Annotated in this window: 22 protein-coding genes; 8 read left to right on the plus strand and 14 right to left on the minus strand. The window is 40.0% G+C overall.

What is annotated here, in order from left to right:
- Positions 1-7: 7 nt before the first annotated feature.
- Together NST66_RS16930 and NST66_RS16935 are read right to left on the minus strand one after the other, a co-directional pair.
- Positions 8-706, minus strand: coding sequence for an L-ribulose-5-phosphate 4-epimerase (locus NST66_RS16930; RefSeq protein WP_328141151.1), 699 nt, complete (start codon positions 704-706; stop codon positions 8-10).
- Positions 700-2,331 carry a xylulokinase gene (locus NST66_RS16935; protein ID WP_340843557.1) on the minus strand — a complete coding sequence of 544 codons (1,632 nt, stop codon included), beginning with the start codon at positions 2,329-2,331 and terminating at the stop codon, positions 700-702. Before NST66_RS16935 ends, NST66_RS16930 begins: the two co-directional genes overlap by 7 nt.
- 338 nt (positions 2,332-2,669) lie before the next feature.
- Here NST66_RS16935 and NST66_RS16940 point away from each other — a divergent pair, with 338 nt between their 5' ends.
- Positions 2,670-3,776: a GntR family transcriptional regulator gene (locus tag NST66_RS16940; RefSeq protein WP_048019405.1), complete on the plus strand. Its 1,107-nt coding sequence runs from the start codon at positions 2,670-2,672 to the stop codon at positions 3,774-3,776.
- Positions 3,777-3,864: 88 nt separating this feature from the next.
- Here the strand turns inward: NST66_RS16940 and NST66_RS16945 are convergent, their stop codons facing one another.
- Positions 3,865-4,848, minus strand: a complete 984-nt coding sequence (locus NST66_RS16945; protein WP_340843558.1) for an HD domain-containing protein — start codon at positions 4,846-4,848, stop codon at positions 3,865-3,867.
- A gap of 230 nt (positions 4,849-5,078) precedes the next feature.
- On the opposite strand from NST66_RS16945, the gene NST66_RS16950 reads away from it, so the two are divergent.
- The gene (locus tag NST66_RS16950) at positions 5,079-5,459 is read left to right on the plus strand and encodes a FixH family protein (RefSeq protein ID WP_328172047.1); all 381 of its coding nucleotides are present in this window, start codon (positions 5,079-5,081) and stop codon (positions 5,457-5,459) included.
- Positions 5,460-5,504: 45 nt separating this feature from the next.
- Here NST66_RS16950 and NST66_RS16955 read toward each other — a convergent pair whose 3' ends face one another.
- From NST66_RS16955 to NST66_RS16980, 6 genes are all read right to left on the minus strand, one after another.
- On the minus strand, positions 5,505-5,882 hold the full coding sequence (locus NST66_RS16955) for a hypothetical protein (protein ID WP_154991898.1): 378 nt from the start codon (positions 5,880-5,882) through the stop codon (positions 5,505-5,507).
- A gap of 73 nt (positions 5,883-5,955) precedes the next feature.
- Positions 5,956-6,297 (minus strand): hypothetical protein, encoded by a 342-nt coding sequence (locus tag NST66_RS16960; protein ID WP_340843559.1) that lies wholly within the window; start codon positions 6,295-6,297, stop codon positions 5,956-5,958.
- A gap of 165 nt (positions 6,298-6,462) precedes the next feature.
- Positions 6,463-6,639, minus strand: a complete 177-nt coding sequence (locus NST66_RS16965) for a hypothetical protein (protein WP_340843560.1) — start codon at positions 6,637-6,639, stop codon at positions 6,463-6,465.
- 180 nt (positions 6,640-6,819) lie between these two features.
- On the minus strand, positions 6,820-8,187 hold the full coding sequence (locus NST66_RS16970; protein ID WP_445326393.1) for a nucleoside recognition domain-containing protein: 1,368 nt from the start codon (positions 8,185-8,187) through the stop codon (positions 6,820-6,822).
- A 13-nt stretch (positions 8,188-8,200) separates the two neighbouring features.
- Entirely contained in the window at positions 8,201-8,932 is a 732-nt protein-coding gene (locus tag NST66_RS16975) for a FeoB small GTPase domain-containing protein (protein ID WP_340843562.1), read from the minus strand.
- Positions 8,925-9,182 carry a FeoA family protein gene (locus NST66_RS16980; RefSeq protein WP_098627654.1) on the minus strand — a complete coding sequence of 86 codons (258 nt, stop codon included), beginning with the start codon at positions 9,180-9,182 and terminating at the stop codon, positions 8,925-8,927. Before NST66_RS16980 ends, NST66_RS16975 begins: the two co-directional genes overlap by 8 nt.
- Before the next feature lie 424 nt (positions 9,183-9,606).
- Here NST66_RS16980 and NST66_RS16985 point away from each other — a divergent pair, with 424 nt between their 5' ends.
- Together NST66_RS16985 and NST66_RS16990 are read left to right on the plus strand one after the other, a co-directional pair.
- The gene (locus NST66_RS16985; protein ID WP_340843563.1) at positions 9,607-10,536 is read left to right on the plus strand and encodes a DUF3298 and DUF4163 domain-containing protein; all 930 of its coding nucleotides are present in this window, start codon (positions 9,607-9,609) and stop codon (positions 10,534-10,536) included.
- 833 nt (positions 10,537-11,369) lie between these two features.
- Positions 11,370-11,750: a VOC family protein gene (locus NST66_RS16990; RefSeq protein ID WP_340843564.1), complete on the plus strand. Its 381-nt coding sequence runs from the start codon at positions 11,370-11,372 to the stop codon at positions 11,748-11,750.
- Positions 11,751-11,812: 62 nt separating this feature from the next.
- On the opposite strand, the gene NST66_RS16995 is transcribed toward NST66_RS16990, so the two are convergent.
- On the minus strand, positions 11,813-12,196 hold the full coding sequence (locus NST66_RS16995) for a FixH family protein (protein WP_028414740.1): 384 nt from the start codon (positions 12,194-12,196) through the stop codon (positions 11,813-11,815).
- A gap of 204 nt (positions 12,197-12,400) precedes the next feature.
- A complete protein-coding gene (locus tag NST66_RS17000; RefSeq protein ID WP_028414741.1) occupies positions 12,401-12,748 on the minus strand; it encodes a DUF6054 family protein in 348 nt (115 codons plus the stop codon).
- Positions 12,749-12,891: 143 nt separating this feature from the next.
- Here NST66_RS17000 and NST66_RS17005 point away from each other — a divergent pair, with 143 nt between their 5' ends.
- The gene (locus NST66_RS17005) at positions 12,892-13,311 is read left to right on the plus strand and encodes a MarR family winged helix-turn-helix transcriptional regulator (RefSeq protein WP_016765035.1); all 420 of its coding nucleotides are present in this window, start codon (positions 12,892-12,894) and stop codon (positions 13,309-13,311) included.
- Positions 13,312-13,357: 46 nt separating this feature from the next.
- On the opposite strand, the gene NST66_RS17010 is transcribed toward NST66_RS17005, so the two are convergent.
- Complete coding sequence (locus NST66_RS17010) at positions 13,358-14,521, minus strand: DUF4179 domain-containing protein (RefSeq protein WP_340843565.1); 1,164 nt, start codon at positions 14,519-14,521, stop codon at positions 13,358-13,360.
- A gap of 19 nt (positions 14,522-14,540) precedes the next feature.
- On the minus strand, positions 14,541-15,053 hold the full coding sequence (locus NST66_RS17015; RefSeq protein ID WP_340843566.1) for a sigma-70 family RNA polymerase sigma factor: 513 nt from the start codon (positions 15,051-15,053) through the stop codon (positions 14,541-14,543).
- Between the two features lie 148 nt (positions 15,054-15,201).
- Here NST66_RS17015 and NST66_RS17020 point away from each other — a divergent pair, with 148 nt between their 5' ends.
- A complete protein-coding gene (locus tag NST66_RS17020) occupies positions 15,202-16,215 on the plus strand; it encodes a S66 family peptidase (protein ID WP_328158937.1) in 1,014 nt (337 codons plus the stop codon).
- 146 nt (positions 16,216-16,361) lie between these two features.
- Entirely contained in the window at positions 16,362-16,544 is a 183-nt protein-coding gene (locus NST66_RS17025; protein WP_340843567.1) for a hypothetical protein, read from the plus strand.
- On the opposite strand, the gene NST66_RS17030 is transcribed toward NST66_RS17025, so the two are convergent.
- Entirely contained in the window at positions 16,519-16,872 is a 354-nt protein-coding gene (locus tag NST66_RS17030) for a DUF4181 domain-containing protein (RefSeq protein WP_047750252.1), read from the minus strand. The genes NST66_RS17025 and NST66_RS17030 overlap by 26 nt on opposite strands.
- Positions 16,873-17,063: 191 nt before the next feature.
- On the opposite strand from NST66_RS17030, the gene NST66_RS17035 reads away from it, so the two are divergent.
- A complete protein-coding gene (locus tag NST66_RS17035) occupies positions 17,064-17,714 on the plus strand; it encodes a DUF975 family protein (RefSeq protein ID WP_340843568.1) in 651 nt (216 codons plus the stop codon).
- Positions 17,715-17,738 lie beyond the last annotated feature (24 nt).

Raw genomic sequence — 17,738 nt, forward strand, 5'->3', positions numbered from 1 at the left:
AAGTCTTTTACTGTCCTTGCCCGTAATACGCATTTTGTCCGTGTTTTCGTAAATAATGTTTGTCTAATATACGCTGCGGCAGCTCTTCAGCCAGCACGTTTAATTTTTGGGTAAAGAAATTCATTTTGGATACTTCGTCTAATACGACGCTGTTCATTACCGCCGTTTTGGCATCTTTTCCCCACGTAAACGGCCCGTGTCCTTGAAGTAAAATTCCAGGAACCGCTAGCACATCTAAACCGCGCTTTTCAAACGTTTCAATAATCACCTTGCCCGTTTCCACTTCATATCCGTCATTCACTTCTTTTTCTGTCAAAAAGCGCGCGCACGGTACGGAACCATAAAAGGTATCAGCATGAGTCGTTCCCATTGCCTGCACATCAAGTCCTGCTTGAGCCCAAATGGTCGCCCACGTTGAATGCGTATGAGCAATACCGCCAATTTCGGGATAGTGTTTATATAGTACGGCGTGCGTCAGTGTATCAGAGGACGGATTAAGCTCACCTTCTACCACGCGGCCATCTAAATCGACGACTACCATGTCTTGTGCCGTCATTTTTTCATACGTCACCCCGCTTGGTTTAATCACAAACAAACCGCTGTCTCGATCAACTGCACTTACATTTCCCCACGTGTACTTGACCAGTCCCTGTTTTGGCAAATCGAGGTTTGCTTGAAATACTTCTTCTTTTAATTTATCTAGCACAGTAACTCCTCCCGTTCTTCGCTGTGATGCTCGGCAGCTGCTTTTTCAATTACTAGCCCTTTTTTATATCTTTTAATAAATGCTTCAAACCCTTTTACATCGAGTTCGTCAGGGTAGATTTCCTGTGCGGTCACTTCTTTAAAAACTTTATCATCCAAGAAATCTTCTAAACTTTCATTCTCACTTTTATTGAGCATATAAGAAGAAAGAATAGCCATGCCCCACGCGCCGCCTTCTCCCGCTGTGTCCATGACGGAAACCGGGGTATTAATTGCCGCTGCCATCATTTTTTGACCCACTACCGGCGTTTTAAATAATCCTCCGTGCGCTAAAATACTGTGAATCTTTACGTTTTCTTCTTTGACTAAAAGATCCATTCCTATTTTTAAAGCGCCAAAAGCTGTAAAAAGATGCGTTCTCATAAAGTTTGCTAGATTAAAATTGCTTTTTGCTGACCGGACAAATAGCGGACGTCCACTTTCTACTCCGGTAATATTTTCACCTGAGAAATAGCCGTAGCTAAGCAAGCCCCCTCCATCAGGATCAGCTTCTAACGCTTTATTTAACATCACTTCAAACAATTTATCCGACTCTACTTTTTGCCCCATCGCCTCCGAAAATTCACGAAACAATCCGAGCCAAGCGTTTAAGTCGCTTGAGCAGTTATTCGCATGAACCATGGCAACTGGACTGCCGTTTGGCGTGGTAACCAAATCAATTTCCGGATAGACTTTTGAAAGCTTTTTATCTAGTACAATCATCGCAAAAACGGACGTTCCTACTGAAACATTTCCCGTGCGTTTTCTTACGCTGTTTGTCGCCACCATTCCCGTTCCTGCATCTCCTTCTGGAGGACAAAACGGAATGCCCGGCTGCAAATTTTTTGATTGATCTAAAATACTAGCCCCTATCGCTGTTAACGTGCCTGCTTGCTCGCCTGAAGTATGAACTGCAGGCAGAATATCTGATAGTTGCCACGGATATCCTTTGTAAGAAATAAGCTCATCAAACTTCTTCATCATATCTTCACTGTAATTTTTTGTGCGTTCATCAATCGGAAACATCCCCGAGGCATCTCCAATCCCAAGCGCTTTACTGCCCGTCAGCAGCCAGTGAATATAGCCGGCTAGCGTTGTTATGTAATGGATGCGGGGCAGGTGTTTTTCTTGATTGATGATTGCCTGATACAGATGCGCAATGCTCCATCGTTCAGGAATATTAAAGTTAAAATGTTCAGTTAATTCTTTTGCTGCTTCGCTTGTTGTTGCATTACGCCACGTTCGAAACGGAACAAGCAGCTCACCCGTTTTATCAAACGCCATATATCCGTGCATCATAGCTGAAACGCCGATAGAGCCAACTGTTCGAATGGTGATTCCGTAGCTTCGTTCCACTTCTTGCTTCATTTCACGGTAAGCACTTTGCAAACCTGTAATAATATTAAGTAAGTTGTACGTCCAAAAACCGTCTTCCAAGAGATTTTCCCATTCATAACTGCCTGATGCGATCGTTTCAAAATTTTCGTCAATCAGCACCGCTTTAATACGAGTAGATCCAAGTTCAATTCCAAGGGACGTTTTTCCTTTTTCAATTGCTTGTTTTATGGTTTCTTGAGTTGTTTTCACGTTTAATCTCCTTTCTGATAGCTATAACAATACCTATAGCAGCAAGGAAGCGCTTTCCGTTTTGTGTAACGCTGTTTGAATTTGTTAACAACCTAAGTATATTTATTTGTACGTACATTTGTCAATAATAAAATTATATATGCACACAAATACTCAAAACACCCTACTATTCTCTTCTTAAACTTTTAAAAAATCGGTATTCAACCCTTAAATCATTTTCCTTTTGATTAAAAATTACGGAAATCTTTTCATTTATTCACGTTCATGATAAAATATGTCCATACAAATTTTTCACATAAAAAAAGTTGAATGTATACAACTATGAAAGAAGTGAAAACATGAAACCAAAATATCAGGTGATTATTGAGGATATAAAAAGCAAAATTCTTTCAGGCGATTACAGCATTGGCGAGCAAATTCCGACTGAATCGGTCATGCAAGAAACGTATGGTGTCAGCAGACATACGGTTCGAAAAGCGATTTTAGAGCTGTCGAATGAAGGATTTTTAAGAAGCGAAAAAGGGTCTGGCACCTATGTAAGCAATCAGTATCAATCAAAATCTAGCGGGGCTTCTGCCAACAAAACGATCGGTGTAATTACTACGTATATTTCCGACTATATTTTCCCTTCGATCATTCGCGGAATTGAAAGCAGATTAAATAAAGATAATTATTCGCTGCTGCTGGCTAGCACGAATAATGATGTGGAACAAGAAAAAAAAGCGCTGGAAATGATGCTTTCCTACGGAGTAGACGGCTTAATTGTTGAGCCTACAAAAAGTAATTTGTACAATCCAAACATCTCGTATTATTTATCATTCAAAGAACAAGACGTTCCATTTACGATGATTAACGCCTACTACGAAGAATTAGAGGTTCCGTTTTTTTGTTTAGATGACGTTCAGTCAAGCTACCTTGCCACAAATGAATTAATTTCAAAAGGACATACACAAATTGGACTCATTGCCAAAATGGATGACTTGCAAGGAAAATACCGAATGAAAGGCTACATAAAAGCGCTCGGTGATGCAAAACTCCGCTTTCAGCCTGAGCATATTTTGTCTTTTAACACCGAAACAAAGCTCGATTTGTACGCTAATTTAAAAGAGTTTCTTACTGAAAATCAAGACGAAATGACCGCTCTTGTCTGCTATAACGATGAAGTAGGGTTAGAAGTCGTAAATGTATGCAGACAGCTTGGCATTTCCATTCCGGACAAGTTGTCAATTATTGGTCAAGACAATTCGTACATCGCTAAAAATGCGACGATTAATTTAACAACGTTAACCCATCCGCAGGAACAAATGGGACGCGATGCGGCTGATTGGATCATTAAAAAGCTGCAGGGCAAAAAAGATTTGCCCAACGAAACTTACTATCAGCCTGTGTTAGTTGAAGGAGAAACGATTAAAGAACTAACTGCAAAGCGTGATGAAGTTCGTTAAGAGAAGGCTTCCTTAGAGGTCTATAAAACTTCTTATAAGATAAGGGGATGCACATTATTGCATCCCCTTTTTTATGTAACGATTCATTTTATAACGGAGCCTGAACGATGATATATACTCCTTTTTCTATCCTTTGTTTCGCTTGCTCTATTGCTCTTTTAGCGGTAAGTGATAGCTGAGATACAGGAGCCGCCCCATCTGAACCAATAACAAGAGGATCAACCCAGCGCATTTTTGTCGTTTGGTAAACATCATAACAAGACGCCGTTCCTGTTTCTACTTTGCTGTCAAAAAGAGCAGATAACATCCCTTCAATGCTGCTATCTCCAGCGTTTTTCAGCAACCTAATCACATCGTCATCCTGCTTTAAAAAATCTTCCATAGACACTATATCTTTCTGCAAAGCAAGCTTGATAGTTTCCGTCAGCTGATAATTCCCAAACATATTGAGCGGATTCATAAAAAAGCCAATGACTTCTTTGTAGTAAGCATCCACAAACCACTCTGCCGCTGATAAATTACTGCACGCCACTTGTCCATTAAATCCGACAAGCTGATCCAAAAACGCATGCACTTCTTGTAAAGTAATCTCGCCGCATACGTACAAATCCCTCAGCGTATAATCCACGCGGTCAGCGCATAAGCGCGGAGCGTTCTGTTCAAGCAGCGTCCACTCGCTTTCATCAAGTAAGATATCTCGCCAGTTTAAACCGGCGCTCGTTAAAATAGAAGGAATAGACGACCCGGTCACAATTTGTTCGTAAATCATTTCATGATAATTTTCTTCTTTTTGTTCAAGAACGTAGTCAATCACATGAGAAAATGCCGTATGTGAAACGTCATGTAATAAAGCCGCTATTTGCTCTTCCAAAGAGCCTCCTAGCCTATGTACAAGCATCATCGCACCAACGGAATGATCGTATCGTGTAGTATTCCATTTTTCATTTACAAACCGGCTCGCTCCGCCTTGATAAATTCCTTTTAAACGCTGTACGGGGTCACTTTGAATCAGTTCTAAAAGAACGCCTTCTGCTTCAAAATTTCCGTACAGTTCATCATAAAGTGTAAGCATATCCTTCTCTCCCTTTCCTAGCTTATTATGTTTAATCCTAAGATCAAGACACAATGCTGTAAAGCCGCGTTGCGATAGTAACCTATTTTTTGTAACAAAATGTTCAATTTTCTTGCCGTCACACTCATAAAAAATCACTCATTGGGATGATTTTATTTTATAACTTAAGTGATAAAGTTTTATGGAGAAATTTATTTACTAGTAGAAAGTAAGATAAAAAGGAGATATTTATGAAAAAGCTTAGTATGCTGCTGCTCATTTTAGTCATTGCCGTAGTCGGCTGTTCAAAAGGAAACGAGCAAAAATCACAGGAAGTTAAAGGAACAATTGAAGTCCCTCAAACCATTAAAGTAAATGAAAAAACAGCTATTAACGTGCTCGTTACACAAGGAGACAAAAAGATAGAAAATGCAGATGCCGTAGAGATCCAAGTCGAAAAAGAAGGCTATATTAATCAAGAAATGATCGATGCAAAACATCAGGATAACGGCGCATACAGCACCGACTATACGTTTAAAGACGACGGCGAATATACGATTACCGCTCATGTGACGATAAAAGGCGACATGAAAATGTTTACGAAAAAAGTGACGGTTGGCGAGAAAGAATAAATAGCCTATCAAAAAGCGACCTCTGCTTGTCAAAGGTCGCTTTTATTATTTCTTTGATTCTTTAATACGGTCAAGATACTGCTTCGCATGAAGCAGACCAAGATTTTTTTCTTTTCGTATGTATTTAATAGCCTGAACGTCACTTCGGCCATTCATCATCATCAAATTGACTCTGTTTTCAAAAGCCTCGTCTTTCTCTATTTCTAGCTGCTTCCACTCTTTCTCTAAATCACGTTTAGGTGTTTTGAGCAGGAATACCACTAGTATAACAAGAACGCTACTTGTGGTGATATAAAGCCACAGCCACTCGAGAAACCAGCTGTTAATCACATTGATTATGATGAGAACAGTGAAGCAAGAATACAGCCTTGTTTGATACTTACTTCTCTTGTTTGAATCTATTTTATTAAAAAATATCCCCACCGTCAGCCTCCTTTTAGCATTTCATTGGCGCTTTTTTCTATTAATCTCTCGTGATGCAAACCGCCGCTTCTTTTTACCTGATGATAACGCTTTTGGTCGTACCCTCGCTTGTCTCATAGCTTCCCGAACTGTTGCTGCCAATCACTTGTATGCTGCCGTAATCACGATAATCTTTGTTCGAAGAATGAGAGGTTTGTAGTTGTTTTAACTCCGTTCCCTCTAGAACAAAGTAAGGACCGTCATAGCTCGTATTCTCGTACTCACCGGTAGAATAAAGGTGCGTGTACGCATAGCGACTAGTTGTAAAGAAATGCTGGTTGTTAAGGATTTCCACCTTCGAAAAGAACTCATCTGCGGTCATTAATCGGTCATATTGAGCAGGCTTTCCATCAACTTTGTCGCTTGTAACCGTCAACCAGTCCTCTCCTTGATCTTCACATGAAAAACAAGAGCTGTAACCCAACATTTTATAGGAGTTATTATCAGAAGGATCTATCACTGTAAACCGCATAGAAGATATGTTTTGATCTCTATCTAGCGTTAAACGAAAATTTTCTATTTTTGCTTTGTGCTGTGACAGCTACTGCTCTTTTCGAAACGATTCCCAGCTTTTGCTTACTTCTCCAGACTTCAGCTCATCTCTCGTAAATAGAAGCGTTTGTTTTGTACCTTTATAAACGACATTTACGATACTGAGAATAAGGAGAGCAAGGATTGCCAGCCAGCAGATGGTTTCTGCTGCCTTGTTTTTTGCCATAGTTGTTCTCCCCCAGAAGTTAAATCTGTGCATATCATAAAAGAAATACACACCATATAAATTACCATTTCATCTAAAAAATATCAATTCATCACCCGTGGGGAAACTAAAAATCTATTAAAACAGCAGCTCATAAAAAATACAGGGCTTTTCGCAAAGCCCTGCACGTTTATTTCATATTTAAATAAGGTTCAACGCTTTTACTACTTGAGCAACCGCAAACGTAACGCCAATCGCAATCACTGTTGGAATCGCAAAAGCAAGAAACGTCCACTTAACATTTTTGGTTTCTTTATAAATGTTCACAAGCGTTGTTCCGCACGGAAAATGCAGAAGCGAAAACAGCATCATATTAAGAGCCGTTAGCCACGTCCAGTGGTGATCAAGGAAAATTTGTTTGAGTCTTGTTGCATCTTCAATTTCAATTAATGATCCTGTTGATAAATACGCCATTAGTAAAACTGGTACAACAATTTCATTAGCGGGCAAGCCAATAATAAAAGCAGCTAGTATATACCCGTCTAGTCCTAGCGTCTTGGCAAACGGATCAAGAAACTGAACAAAGTGCATTAAAATACTCGTATCGCCAATATAGATATTAGCCAATACCCACGTTAATACCGCTGCGGGTGCTGCAACAATAATCGCGCGTTTTAACACGAACAGCGATTTATCCAGCGTCGCACGCACAATTGTATCTACAAATTTTGGCTTACGGTAAGGCGGAAGCTCGAGCGTATAGTGTGTTGGTACTCCGCGCAGTGCCGTTTTAGACAGTGCCCATGATACAAACAGCGTCACAACAATTCCAAATAACACGGTTCCCACTACAACAAGCGCCGTTACGAAAGTTTTAGCACTCCCTGTAAAGCCTGTTGCCATAAATAAAGAAGCTAACAAAATCAGCGTAGGCCATCTGCCGTTACATGGAACAAAGTTATTCGTTAAAATCGCCATCATACGTTCACGGGGTGATTCAATAATACGCGTTGACATAATCGCTGCGGCGTTACATCCAAATCCCATCGCCATCGTCAGTGACTGCTTGCCGTGTGCGCCCGCTCGTTTGAACAAACGATCCATATTAAACGCGACGCGAGGCAAATAGCCATAGTTTTCTAAAAGCGCAAACACCGGGAAAAAGATGGCCATTGGAGGCAGCATCACGCTAATGACCCATCCCGTACCGCGAAACAGTCCTAGTACAAGAATTCCGTGCAGCCATTCTGGCGCATGCATCGCTTGAAAGAAAGCTGTTAAATATCCTTCTGCCCAGCTAAACCCATCTGCGATTAATCCAGAAGGAACGTTTGCGCCTGCTATGGTGATGTAAAAAATCACCGATAAAATGCCAAGCATAATGGGAAATCCCCAAATTGGCGAAGTGAAGACTTTATCCAATTTCTCCGTTCGCTGAAGCTTTGAACGATCTTCGTATACAACGGCTTTTTTACATATTTGCTGTGACGACTGATAAATGCTTGCCACCATATTTGAACGATGATCTTTTTCTTTTGCCTGCTGCGCATAGCGCGTTAGCTGTTCCATCGCTAATGAGTTTTCAGGAGTTAACGGATTTCCCATATGCGCTGTTCCTCCTTTCTGTGTGGCTGATATCTTTTTGCTGACGCTGCTGAATCGTTTCTAAAAAGGACGTGTCTCCATCAAGAACTCGTAAAGCAATCCAGCGGAGAGGAAATTGATTTCCTACCATAGAAGCAACTTGAGGTTCTAGCTCCTTTAGTGACGCTTCAATTTCTTTTGTATACTGCACCTGGTAAGGAGTAAGCTTTACTTCCCCGCGCACGACTCCTTCAATCGCATCCAGCAAATTCGTAATGCCTTTTTTATTGCGAGCTGATATAGGTACAACCGGTACGCCTAACGATTCAGCGAGCTTTTTTTCGTTAATCACAATTCCTTTTTTCTTTGCTTCATCCATTAAGTTCACGCAAATCACGACGTTTTCCGTCATTTCCATTACCTGCAGAGCTAGATTAAGATTTCGTTCCATCGCCGTTGCATCGACCACAACAACCGTCACGTCAGGTCTTTCAAATAAAATATAATCGCGCGCTACTTCTTCGTCTGCCGAATTTGAATAAAGTGAATACGTTCCAGGCAGATCGACGATTGTGTAGAGCTGCTGGTGATGTTCAAACGTCCCTTCTGCTTTGGCTACAGTTTTCCCCGTCCAGTTTCCCGTGTGCTGCTTAAGACCGGTTAATCCGTTAAATAACGTACTTTTTCCTGTATTCGGATTTCCTGCTAATGCAATGCGATACTCACTCACCGTCGTCACCTACTTTTTTCACATAAATTTTTGAGCTTTCTTCTTTTCTGAGACCAATCGTTGTATGACTGACTTGATAAGCAACAGGATCTCCTAACGGGCTTTTTTGAAGCACTTTGATGATGGCTCCTGGAATAAACCCTAAATCTAACAAGCGGCGCTTTAAGGCACCTTCGATTTCAATTCGCTCTAGCTGCACCGTTTCACCTGTCGTAAATGTAGACAGCGGAGAATTTTTTACACTAGCCATCTATTTTTCACCCCTTCTTGTTTTTTATACAAGGTTATATTTTTTTCGTTAGACCAACTTTTAAGGTGAAAAAATATACTCGTTGATTTGTAATAGGCTATTCTGCTTAAGCAGAAAAGTGAACCTGTCTGCATCAATTATTTAAAAATTTTAGTTTTCACTTATAATAATACCGAAAGTTTACCACAGGAAAATTTTTTAGTCCAGGGTAAATAACTGACTTTTTTCTTCTTTCTGCTGAAGGCATAAAGTGGTAAGTGCTGGTCTATTTTTTCTAATAAAAGTAAGTCGAAAAATAATTACGTAAAAAGGAATTAATAAAAGTAAAAAAATGTAAAGTTGTGCTATACTAGTGAATGGGATTTTTGGAAAATAAAGTATGAATTAGCTTTAAAGCCTAAAAAAATCACTTTAGGGGGCTTCTATGAAAATGTTCAAAAGAGTTAGCGCAGTTGTTTTAGGTTTTGCTTTGTTATTTTCACCGCTTGCACCCCAAACCGTTGCAGAAGCAAAAGTCGTGTGGGGGAATCAGGAACTGGTTAAAGGGCAAATAGGACGCGTTACCGTTTTAAAGAACACGAATCTTTACAACATTAAAAACAACAAGTTATTAGCGGCTAGAAAAGTGACAAAAGGGCAAGTATTCCGCGTGTATTCTGAATCTAGTAAATTTGGTGGTCTTTATGGGGTATCAAAGGGTACCTATGCTCAAAAATCATCAAGCATTAAGTATGAAAAAGCCCCTAGTGACAAAATTCAAGCACTAGGAGTAACGGTTACGAAGAAATCTTTAGCAAGCAACATTAGTTACCCTCAGGTATCTGCTCTTATCAATAAACCATTTGAGGCTAGCTATAATCGAAAGTTCTTAAATATTGCGAAAGAAGCACAAAAAGAACATAACGAGCTAAAAGAACAAGAGAAGGAAGACCGCAAAAACGGCTGGGCGCCAGGTCCTTATTCTCGTAATATGACATACTCTGTACCTTACAACCAAGATAATATTTTAAGTGTTGCTGTTACGAATGATGCGTACGCTGGCGGCGTTCACGGCAACGCTTGGATTGATACTTACAATTACGATTTGTTAAAAGCTCGACAAATTAGCTTAAAAGATATTATTAACACCAACACTAAGTTAAACAAGGTTAATAACTATATCCGGAATGAAATGATTGCGCGTAATAAAAAAGGTGCTCAGTTCTGGGTTAATGAATTTAAGTCTGTAAATGTAAAAGACGATCAGTTTTACTATACAAGTAGCGGCATTGCCATTATATTTGGTGAGTATGAGTACGGCCCGTATTCTAACGGCATTCATACGTTTAAAATTCCGTCCAGCGTTTATAAATAAGATCGTCGTACAAAAAAACATAAAAAAAGAAGCCTGCGAACCATCAGTTCACATGCTTCTTTTTCTTTTTTTCTGCAGAATAAGCGGAGCAAAAAAGAAAGGTGAGCCCTATTCCGCCTCCAACCATCATTGAATAGGAAAACGTATCTCTTAACGCTAGACCGCCTATCATTGACAATACAAACAGAAAATAAAACAGTAATGTGTAGTTCCTCTTCACAATCTCTACTCTCCCCTTCCCCATCATTTTCCGAAAACCAAATCATACAATACAATCACGAAAGAACTCAGGGCCGCATGTATTACGCTTCTTGTAGCAGACGGAAAACCGCTTTTCAAGGTATTTTTATAGTGTTTGAAAAAGTGAAATGGTCAGAGCTAACGTCAGCAAGGAGCCTGCGGATGTTAACATCATTATTTTTCGGTTACTCTGATTCTTTTCGGGTTTCAAAAACTCTTGAATGACTACAAACCAGATAACAAAAGTGATTAAAGAAAGTATCCCCATAGACATACGAGCATCTCCATTCTTATATGTATTTAAATTTTTAGCATATCTACTCAACAAACTTTCCCGACCGAGTTGCGAAAATAAATGTTACTCTCCACTCAATGTTAACATAAAATTCCATAAATTTTTAATGTGTGATGTAAAAACCGCAGCATTTTAGAAAATAAGCTATTTATAAAACGCTCATTTGAACTAAAAATGGACATAAAGCTGTTTTTGACTATCCTCCACTTTACAAATGATATACTTATTTATAGAAAACCCTCTCAGATTTCACCTAGTACTTGCACTACCGTCGTTTAAATTGTCAGGAGGAAACGAAATGATTAAAAAATTAGACCATTTTGTGTTAACAGTAAAAGACATTGAAAAAACCATTCACTTTTATACGGTTATCTTAGGCATGCAAAAAGAAACGTTCGGAGAAGGAAGAGTAGCGCTTCGTTTTGGTGAACAAAAAATAAACTTACATCAAGCAGGACATGAATTTGAGCCTAAAGCAAAGCATCCTCTTCCGGGTTCCGCTGATTTATGTTTTATTACAGAGGAAAAAATTGAAAGCGTCATTAGTCACTTACAAAAACATAATGTAAACATTGAAGAAGAGCCGGTCAAACGTACAGGTGCTGTAGGGCCTATTGTTTCTGTTTACATAAGAGATCCTGATTACAATTTGATTGAGCTGTCGAACTACGTAGATTAAAGTGTCCTTATGAAAAAAGAGAATGCACAAGGCATTCTCTTTTTAAATGGCTATATAAGGTACTACTCTTTAGACTTACCTACTTCTACTTTTTTCGTAAACATTTTCATGTCACCATCTACCGTAACATGAGCGGTAATCATGTATTCGCCGTCTTCTTTAAACGTATAGTCCGTGCTGTATACACCTTTTCCTTCGTGCGGTGCTTTTGTCATTTCTTGATTGATGTAGCCTTCTTTTTCAACTTGGAACTGTACGTCATCTGCGTTTTCTACTTTTTTATCTCCTTGCGTCACAAGGACTTTAAGCTTGACTTGTTCATTTGCTTGAATGGATTCCGGTACTTCAATCGTTCCTTTTACTTCTTTTGAACGTGAATCATTTGCCTTTGAACAGCCTACTATAGCTATCATTAAAACGAATAATACGATGCTGAGTTTTTTCATTATGTTGTTCTCCTTTGTTATGTAAATGTGAAGTCTTCCTGCAATTTCATATTATACTCATTTATCCGGTAAAAAGAGAAAAATTGCTTATTGTCCACATAAAGTTCTTATTTCTACAGTAGCTTTTACATCTTTTCATTTCTCTAATCGTCATTTCCTTCACAAAAAAGCTGAAGAAGCGTATTGCCTTCTCCAGCTTTACCTTTATCTCTGCGGTTCTTCTAGCGTATAAGCAGACAGTGCGTTTTCGACCCATCGTACAAAATCTTTGCTTGCTCCCCAGTCAATATTTAATACCCCTTCTGCGCTTCCTGAAGGAATACACTTAACTTTGTTTGGACCCGACACATTTTCTAGAATAATGGTTAGTGATCCTCTGCCGCCGGTGCGGAAAAAATAGCGTTCAAACACAAGCGTGCACAGCTGCTTGCCGTCTCCAAGGTCATAATATTCTTTGTATAGTAAGTCACTTTCCGAATTATTTGCGTTCACAAGCTTTTTTGCTCCATCAAAAGGAAGCAGCGTCGTTTTAAATTCAATTACCTTTCCCATCACTCAAGCCCCTTTCTATCGCAACAGATACCCACTACTTCTCTTTTTCCCTCTAAAAAACCTGCCGCTTCTCTTTATGTACAATATGGTACAATAGAAAAGAAAAGAAATTGTTTGAACGGAAAAAGGAGCATGCAACCTCTATGAATACACGAGATCAACTTATCCAAAATGTGGTTTCCACGATGCGAAACCAAACGAAAAAAATGCAGCTATCGGTTATCCCCACTTTAAAATCATATATTCCTTTAAATGAATTTTTAGCGCTTCGCCTGCTGTATAAAGAAGGCAATCATATTGTTTCTGAGATTGCCGAGCATATGCACATCTCAAACAGCAGCATGACGTGCGTCAGCGACCGTCTCATGGAAAGAGAATTTGTCACGCGCGTACGCAGTCAAAAAGACCGCCGCGTTGTCTACTTATCGATTACGGATAAAGGAAAAGCGTTTGCAGAAGAAATGGAAAAAGTTCTCACTAAAGAATACGGTGAAAAGCTTAGCCATTTTACGGATGAAGAATTACAAACGTTTCTTCGCTTGTTAAATAAAATGGATATTTAATAAAAAACCAGATGCCCGCTAAGCAGGCCTCTGGTTTTTATTTGTGTTAGTTGTCATTTACCTTCAAATTAAAGGCGTCTGAAGTTAAGTCTTTTGACCAGTCTTTTTCGTAATCACTTACATACGGAATAAATCGAAGCATAGTGACGTCCTTATCATTTCGGTACTCTCCGTCCATCTCTATCACTGTGTCTGTTCCTCCTCCACTGCCGCTTTCAGAAAGATTTCTTCCATTTTGATCTTTTATGTCTACACCAACGTCCGTTCCGCCTCGGATGCTTCCGTTTGATGATGTAAACGTATAGTGCATTTTAATCGAAACAGGCGATACGCGAACTTCTTTAATAGACAATACGCCTTCTATTCCCTTTTCGCTAATCGGAATTTCTTTGTTTAACGGATACACTTTAGTATCAGCGATGATTTTTGAGCCGTTTACGCTTGTATGAACCGTCCAATTCCCTTTAATTTCTCCGTACGAATCCCGGTAGTTCCCGCTTTTCGTCTGACCAGGATTCTTTTCAAATTCGAGGCTCGTGAACTGCGCGCTGATTTGATAGTTTTTATTCGGATCAATATGATCTAGCACGCTGTAGCCTTTCACATCGATTTTCCCGTCTCCGTTCGTGTCCGCTTGCGTTAATTTTAAAGCGTACAGATAGTCCCAGCTTCCGTCTTTGTTTTTGATTGGTTCCTCTCTAATACTTGAAGCAGAATCAAAAAACGACATATTACCAATTTTCACGCGCAGCTCTCCCGGTCGAATTGGGGTGTTTCGGTTAAGACCTAGTGCCGTTCTTCTAAATTCATCTGCGCTAATGGTTAACCCAAGCAGCACCTGTCCGTCATCAAGCATCATTTCATTTACTTTTACTTGAATGCCTTGGTCCGTTGCCGTTTCATTTACCGCTTTTTTATAGCTGCTCAAACTGCCTTCAGGCTTGTTCATAAGCAGCTCAATTTGCTGACCAAGCTGCTGACTAATTCGCACAGCCGATGCCCATACCGTTTCGTTTTGTATCATCACAGGTGTTACAGCAAGCAGCAGCACCGCAGCGGCAATCAGCGGACGCGCTTTTTTCCGCACCGGCTTTATTTCAAGTTTTAAGCGCTTTTTCATTCGTTTTTTCTCGCTTTCCGTTAGCTCGATTTCTTCATATTCATCAACATCTATAGACGATCCGTTTAATAAGTCGTACTGATTTTTCATCTTTGTCCCTCCTTATTTCTTATTTAAAAATGGCTTTTAATTTTTTTCGTCCGCGCGACAGCCGGTTGTATAAATTGCTGATGGTGGTCTCTTGTTTTTTCGCAATTTGCTTAAGCTCAATTTCTTGTAAGTAATACGCTTTAAACAGCTCGCGGTCTCCTTCACTTAAGTGACCTAAAAGTTCTTCCACGTCGTTTATTTGAACGTTATGAACTCCTGATGTTTCACCAGACTCCGCTTCACCAAGCGCTTCGTGCTGCGTTTTTATGTATTTGCGCTGATAGTCGATGGCTTTGTACTTAGCAACAGCCGCAACCCAGTTTTTAAACGTATTTTTCTCCGAATCAAAGCGGTGAATATGGTGCCATACCGCTAATAATACGTCGTTTATACACTCTTCTTCATAGCTTTTTAACGTGCCTAAATGCTTGCGGACGATGGCCGTAATTAATCCTCCGTACTGATCAATTAACAGCTCCAGCCCTTTTTCTTTTTTACGCATTATACATGCAACAATCCAGTCATCTTCCATGACATTGCTCCTTTCTCCTTGCTTTTACATCTATTAATACGCATTCTTTTTACAAAACCTATCAATCTTCCTAAATTAAATAAAAAATAAGCTTGTTCCGTATTTCTCTCGCTGGTAAAATAAGCTAAAACCTTTGAAGGAGGCCGCTATGATTACTTATCCTTTTCTTACATCTAACCCAACCATCGGCGTAACCGCACCGTCTTCCGGTGTACCTCAAGCTCTTCATTCCATGTTTTCTTTATCGCGTAAACGAATGGAGGAAAAAGGTTTTTCTGTTATACCCGGAGAAACCGTGTGGACGCAGCACAAAGCAAAATCTGCTTCTCCTAAAAAACGTGCAAATGAGCTTCAAGCCATGATTACTGATGAAAACATTGATATCCTTATCCCGCCTTGGGGAGGCGAGCTGCTCATTGAAATTCTTGAACATCTTGACTTTACAAAATGGAAAACAAAATGGGTGCTTGGTTACTCTGACACCAGCGTTCTTCTGCTGGCTATTACACTTAATACGGGGATCGCAACGGCTCATGGAACGAACTTTGTGGATTTACGCGGAGAGTACTGGGATCCAACGACTGCGATGTGGCAGCAGGTATTAACGACCAAAGAAGGCGAAAGCGTGGCTCAAGTTTCTTCTGATCATTATCAAACAGAATGGCAGCACGATAACCCGTCACCATGCGTGTTTCATTTAACGGAACAAACGGCTTGGAAACATACAGAGTCACGTGACGTTCACCTCGAAGGGCGCTTGCTTGGAGGATGTATCGACGTGATCAGACACTTAGCGGGAACTCCTTTTGGAGATGTAAAAGCTTTTCGAGAAAAACATATTCCTGCTGAACCGGTGATTTGGTATTTTGACAACTGTGAACTGACGACTGTAGACCTTCGCCGTTCGCTTCTTCAGCTTAAGCTAGCGGGCTGGTTTGATAACTGCTCGGGTATTTTATTTGGCAGAAGCATAGCTAATGAACCCGTTGATTCCTACACTGCTGAAGACGTGTATCATGACCTCGCCTCTGACTTACATATTCCAGTTATCTATGACATCGACTGCGGCCACCTTCCTCCTCAGCTCACGCTTATTAACGGCGCGTATGCTCGTGTTAACGTAGAGAAGAATAAAGGCACAGTTGTTCAATGCTTTACGTAAAAAAAGAGGCTTGTATATAAGTAGTTTATTTAATTGAAGAAAAATTCGAACGAACTTGATTCTTGATGCAGAATCCAATTCGTTCGGATTTTTTTATGGATATGGTGCATGTAGGTTTGTTTCATATATGTAGGTGCTTCTAATGGTTGATTGGAGGGCAAGACAAAGACTCCTGCGGGAAAAACGGAACAAGTGAGACCCCGCAGGAGCGTACGCGACGAGGAGGCTCACCGGCCGCCCGCGGAAAGCGAAGTCTTGCACGGAAATCAACCGCGGTTCATTTCGTCGTTTCACAATTTTGTTTTACATATCTGTCATCAGTAATATAAACGTCCCAAACAAGAAAAAAGTTGCACCAAACCACGAGTGATAGTGCTCTTTTTGTTTTCTTTCAAACTTCCATTCTTCAAATCCTCGAATTACGTACAGGAAAAAAAAGAAAAGAAACATAAAAACGGAGGTATAGGCTGGAGGTATAACAAAGATCAGCACTAAAAACGCAGCAAGCATCACCATTTCAAGTGTGATAAACAGCGGACGCCTTCCCTTAAAGCTTCTCCAATAGCTTTTTTTCATCTTTGTATTCAGCTTCTTTCGCATGGCAAGATCCAGAAAGATATAAACGACTGCCAGAATCAGCAAATACACAAGCGTCATTTCCGTCCCTCCTTCCGACTTAAAATATCCTTATACTTCCATTTTAAAGGACTTTCCATAAATTTCAAGTCTCTAAAAACTTTATCCAACTTATTAGTGCAAGCATTCATATATTTAAAAATCGCTAATATATTGACTAATGTACAGGTTAAATTCTCTGTATAAACTCACCTAGAGGGGGACATCAAGTTATGAGAATAAAAGAAGTGAAGCAAGGTGCACTCACAGCGCTGAAAAACCGCTGGGGATTCGCCGTACTGCTTACGTTCGTTACGTATCTAATTGCTGCCGGTATTCCAGGACTTATTGACTTTCTTGTTAACGGATTTCCAAGCGGGTCTGAAACCGAATACTCACAGTCTACCTTAGCTAATATTGTATCTCTGCTGCTCGTACCGCTCTTTTTTTCTTACTACTGGGTACTATTGCGTCTGGTGCGAGGAGAAAGTGTACGTGTAGGAAACGTGTTTGATTCGTTTTCATCTGTGGGATTATACTTTAGAACACTCGGACTTTACTTGCTAACGATTATTTATACCGTGCTGTGGAGTATTTTACTAATCATTCCCGGCATCATCAAAAGCCTTGCCTATTCACAGGCTTACTACGTATTCCGCGATAACCCAGATTATTCGGTGAACCAGTCTATTACTGAAAGCAGACGGTTAATGAACGGCTACAAGTGGACCTACTTTTTACTCGTTTTAAGCTTTATCGGCTGGGGAATTTTAAGCTTGATTACGCTTGGCATCGGGTTATTATGGCTTGTTCCGTATGTAACGACTTCGCTTGGCGTATTCTATGAAAAGCTAAAAGCAAATGAAACAGAAGTTGCTGAATAGAAGAAAAACCGTATTCGAGTTGCG

Origin of the sequence: Priestia sp. FSL W8-0524 (assembly GCF_038005965.1) — a bacterium.
Classification (GTDB): domain Bacteria; phylum Bacillota; class Bacilli; order Bacillales; family Bacillaceae_H; genus Priestia; species Priestia zanthoxyli.

Excerpts from the sequence above, each read along its gene's own strand:
- NST66_RS17015 (WP_340843566.1), bottom strand. The coding sequence starts at position 15,053 with ATGGAAGATGACTGGATTGTTGCATGTATAATGCGTAAAAAAGAAAAA.
- NST66_RS17005 (WP_016765035.1), top strand. The coding sequence starts at position 12,892 with ATGAATACACGAGATCAACTTATCCAAAATGTGGTTTCCACGATGCGA.
- NST66_RS17010 (WP_340843565.1), bottom strand. The coding sequence starts at position 14,521 with ATGAAAAATCAGTACGACTTATTAAACGGATCGTCTATAGATGTTGAT.
- NST66_RS17000 (WP_028414741.1), bottom strand. The coding sequence starts at position 12,748 with ATGGGAAAGGTAATTGAATTTAAAACGACGCTGCTTCCTTTTGATGGA.
- NST66_RS16965 (WP_340843560.1), bottom strand. The coding sequence starts at position 6,639 with ATGGCAAAAAACAAGGCAGCAGAAACCATCTGCTGGCTGGCAATCCTT.
- NST66_RS16970 (WP_445326393.1), bottom strand. The coding sequence starts at position 8,187 with ATGGAACAGCTAACGCGCTATGCGCAGCAGGCAAAAGAAAAAGATCAT.
- NST66_RS17035 (WP_340843568.1), top strand. The coding sequence starts at position 17,064 with ATGAGAATAAAAGAAGTGAAGCAAGGTGCACTCACAGCGCTGAAAAAC.
- NST66_RS16990 (WP_340843564.1), top strand. The coding sequence starts at position 11,370 with ATGATTAAAAAATTAGACCATTTTGTGTTAACAGTAAAAGACATTGAA.
- NST66_RS16995 (WP_028414740.1), bottom strand. The coding sequence starts at position 12,196 with ATGAAAAAACTCAGCATCGTATTATTCGTTTTAATGATAGCTATAGTA.
- NST66_RS16985 (WP_340843563.1), top strand. The coding sequence starts at position 9,607 with ATGAAAATGTTCAAAAGAGTTAGCGCAGTTGTTTTAGGTTTTGCTTTG.
- NST66_RS16940 (WP_048019405.1), top strand. The coding sequence starts at position 2,670 with ATGAAACCAAAATATCAGGTGATTATTGAGGATATAAAAAGCAAAATT.
- NST66_RS16950 (WP_328172047.1), top strand. The coding sequence starts at position 5,079 with ATGAAAAAGCTTAGTATGCTGCTGCTCATTTTAGTCATTGCCGTAGTC.
- NST66_RS17020 (WP_328158937.1), top strand. The coding sequence starts at position 15,202 with ATGATTACTTATCCTTTTCTTACATCTAACCCAACCATCGGCGTAACC.
- NST66_RS17030 (WP_047750252.1), bottom strand. The coding sequence starts at position 16,872 with ATGACGCTTGTGTATTTGCTGATTCTGGCAGTCGTTTATATCTTTCTG.
- NST66_RS16980 (WP_098627654.1), bottom strand. The coding sequence starts at position 9,182 with ATGGCTAGTGTAAAAAATTCTCCGCTGTCTACATTTACGACAGGTGAA.
- NST66_RS16945 (WP_340843558.1), bottom strand. The coding sequence starts at position 4,848 with ATGCTTACACTTTATGATGAACTGTACGGAAATTTTGAAGCAGAAGGC.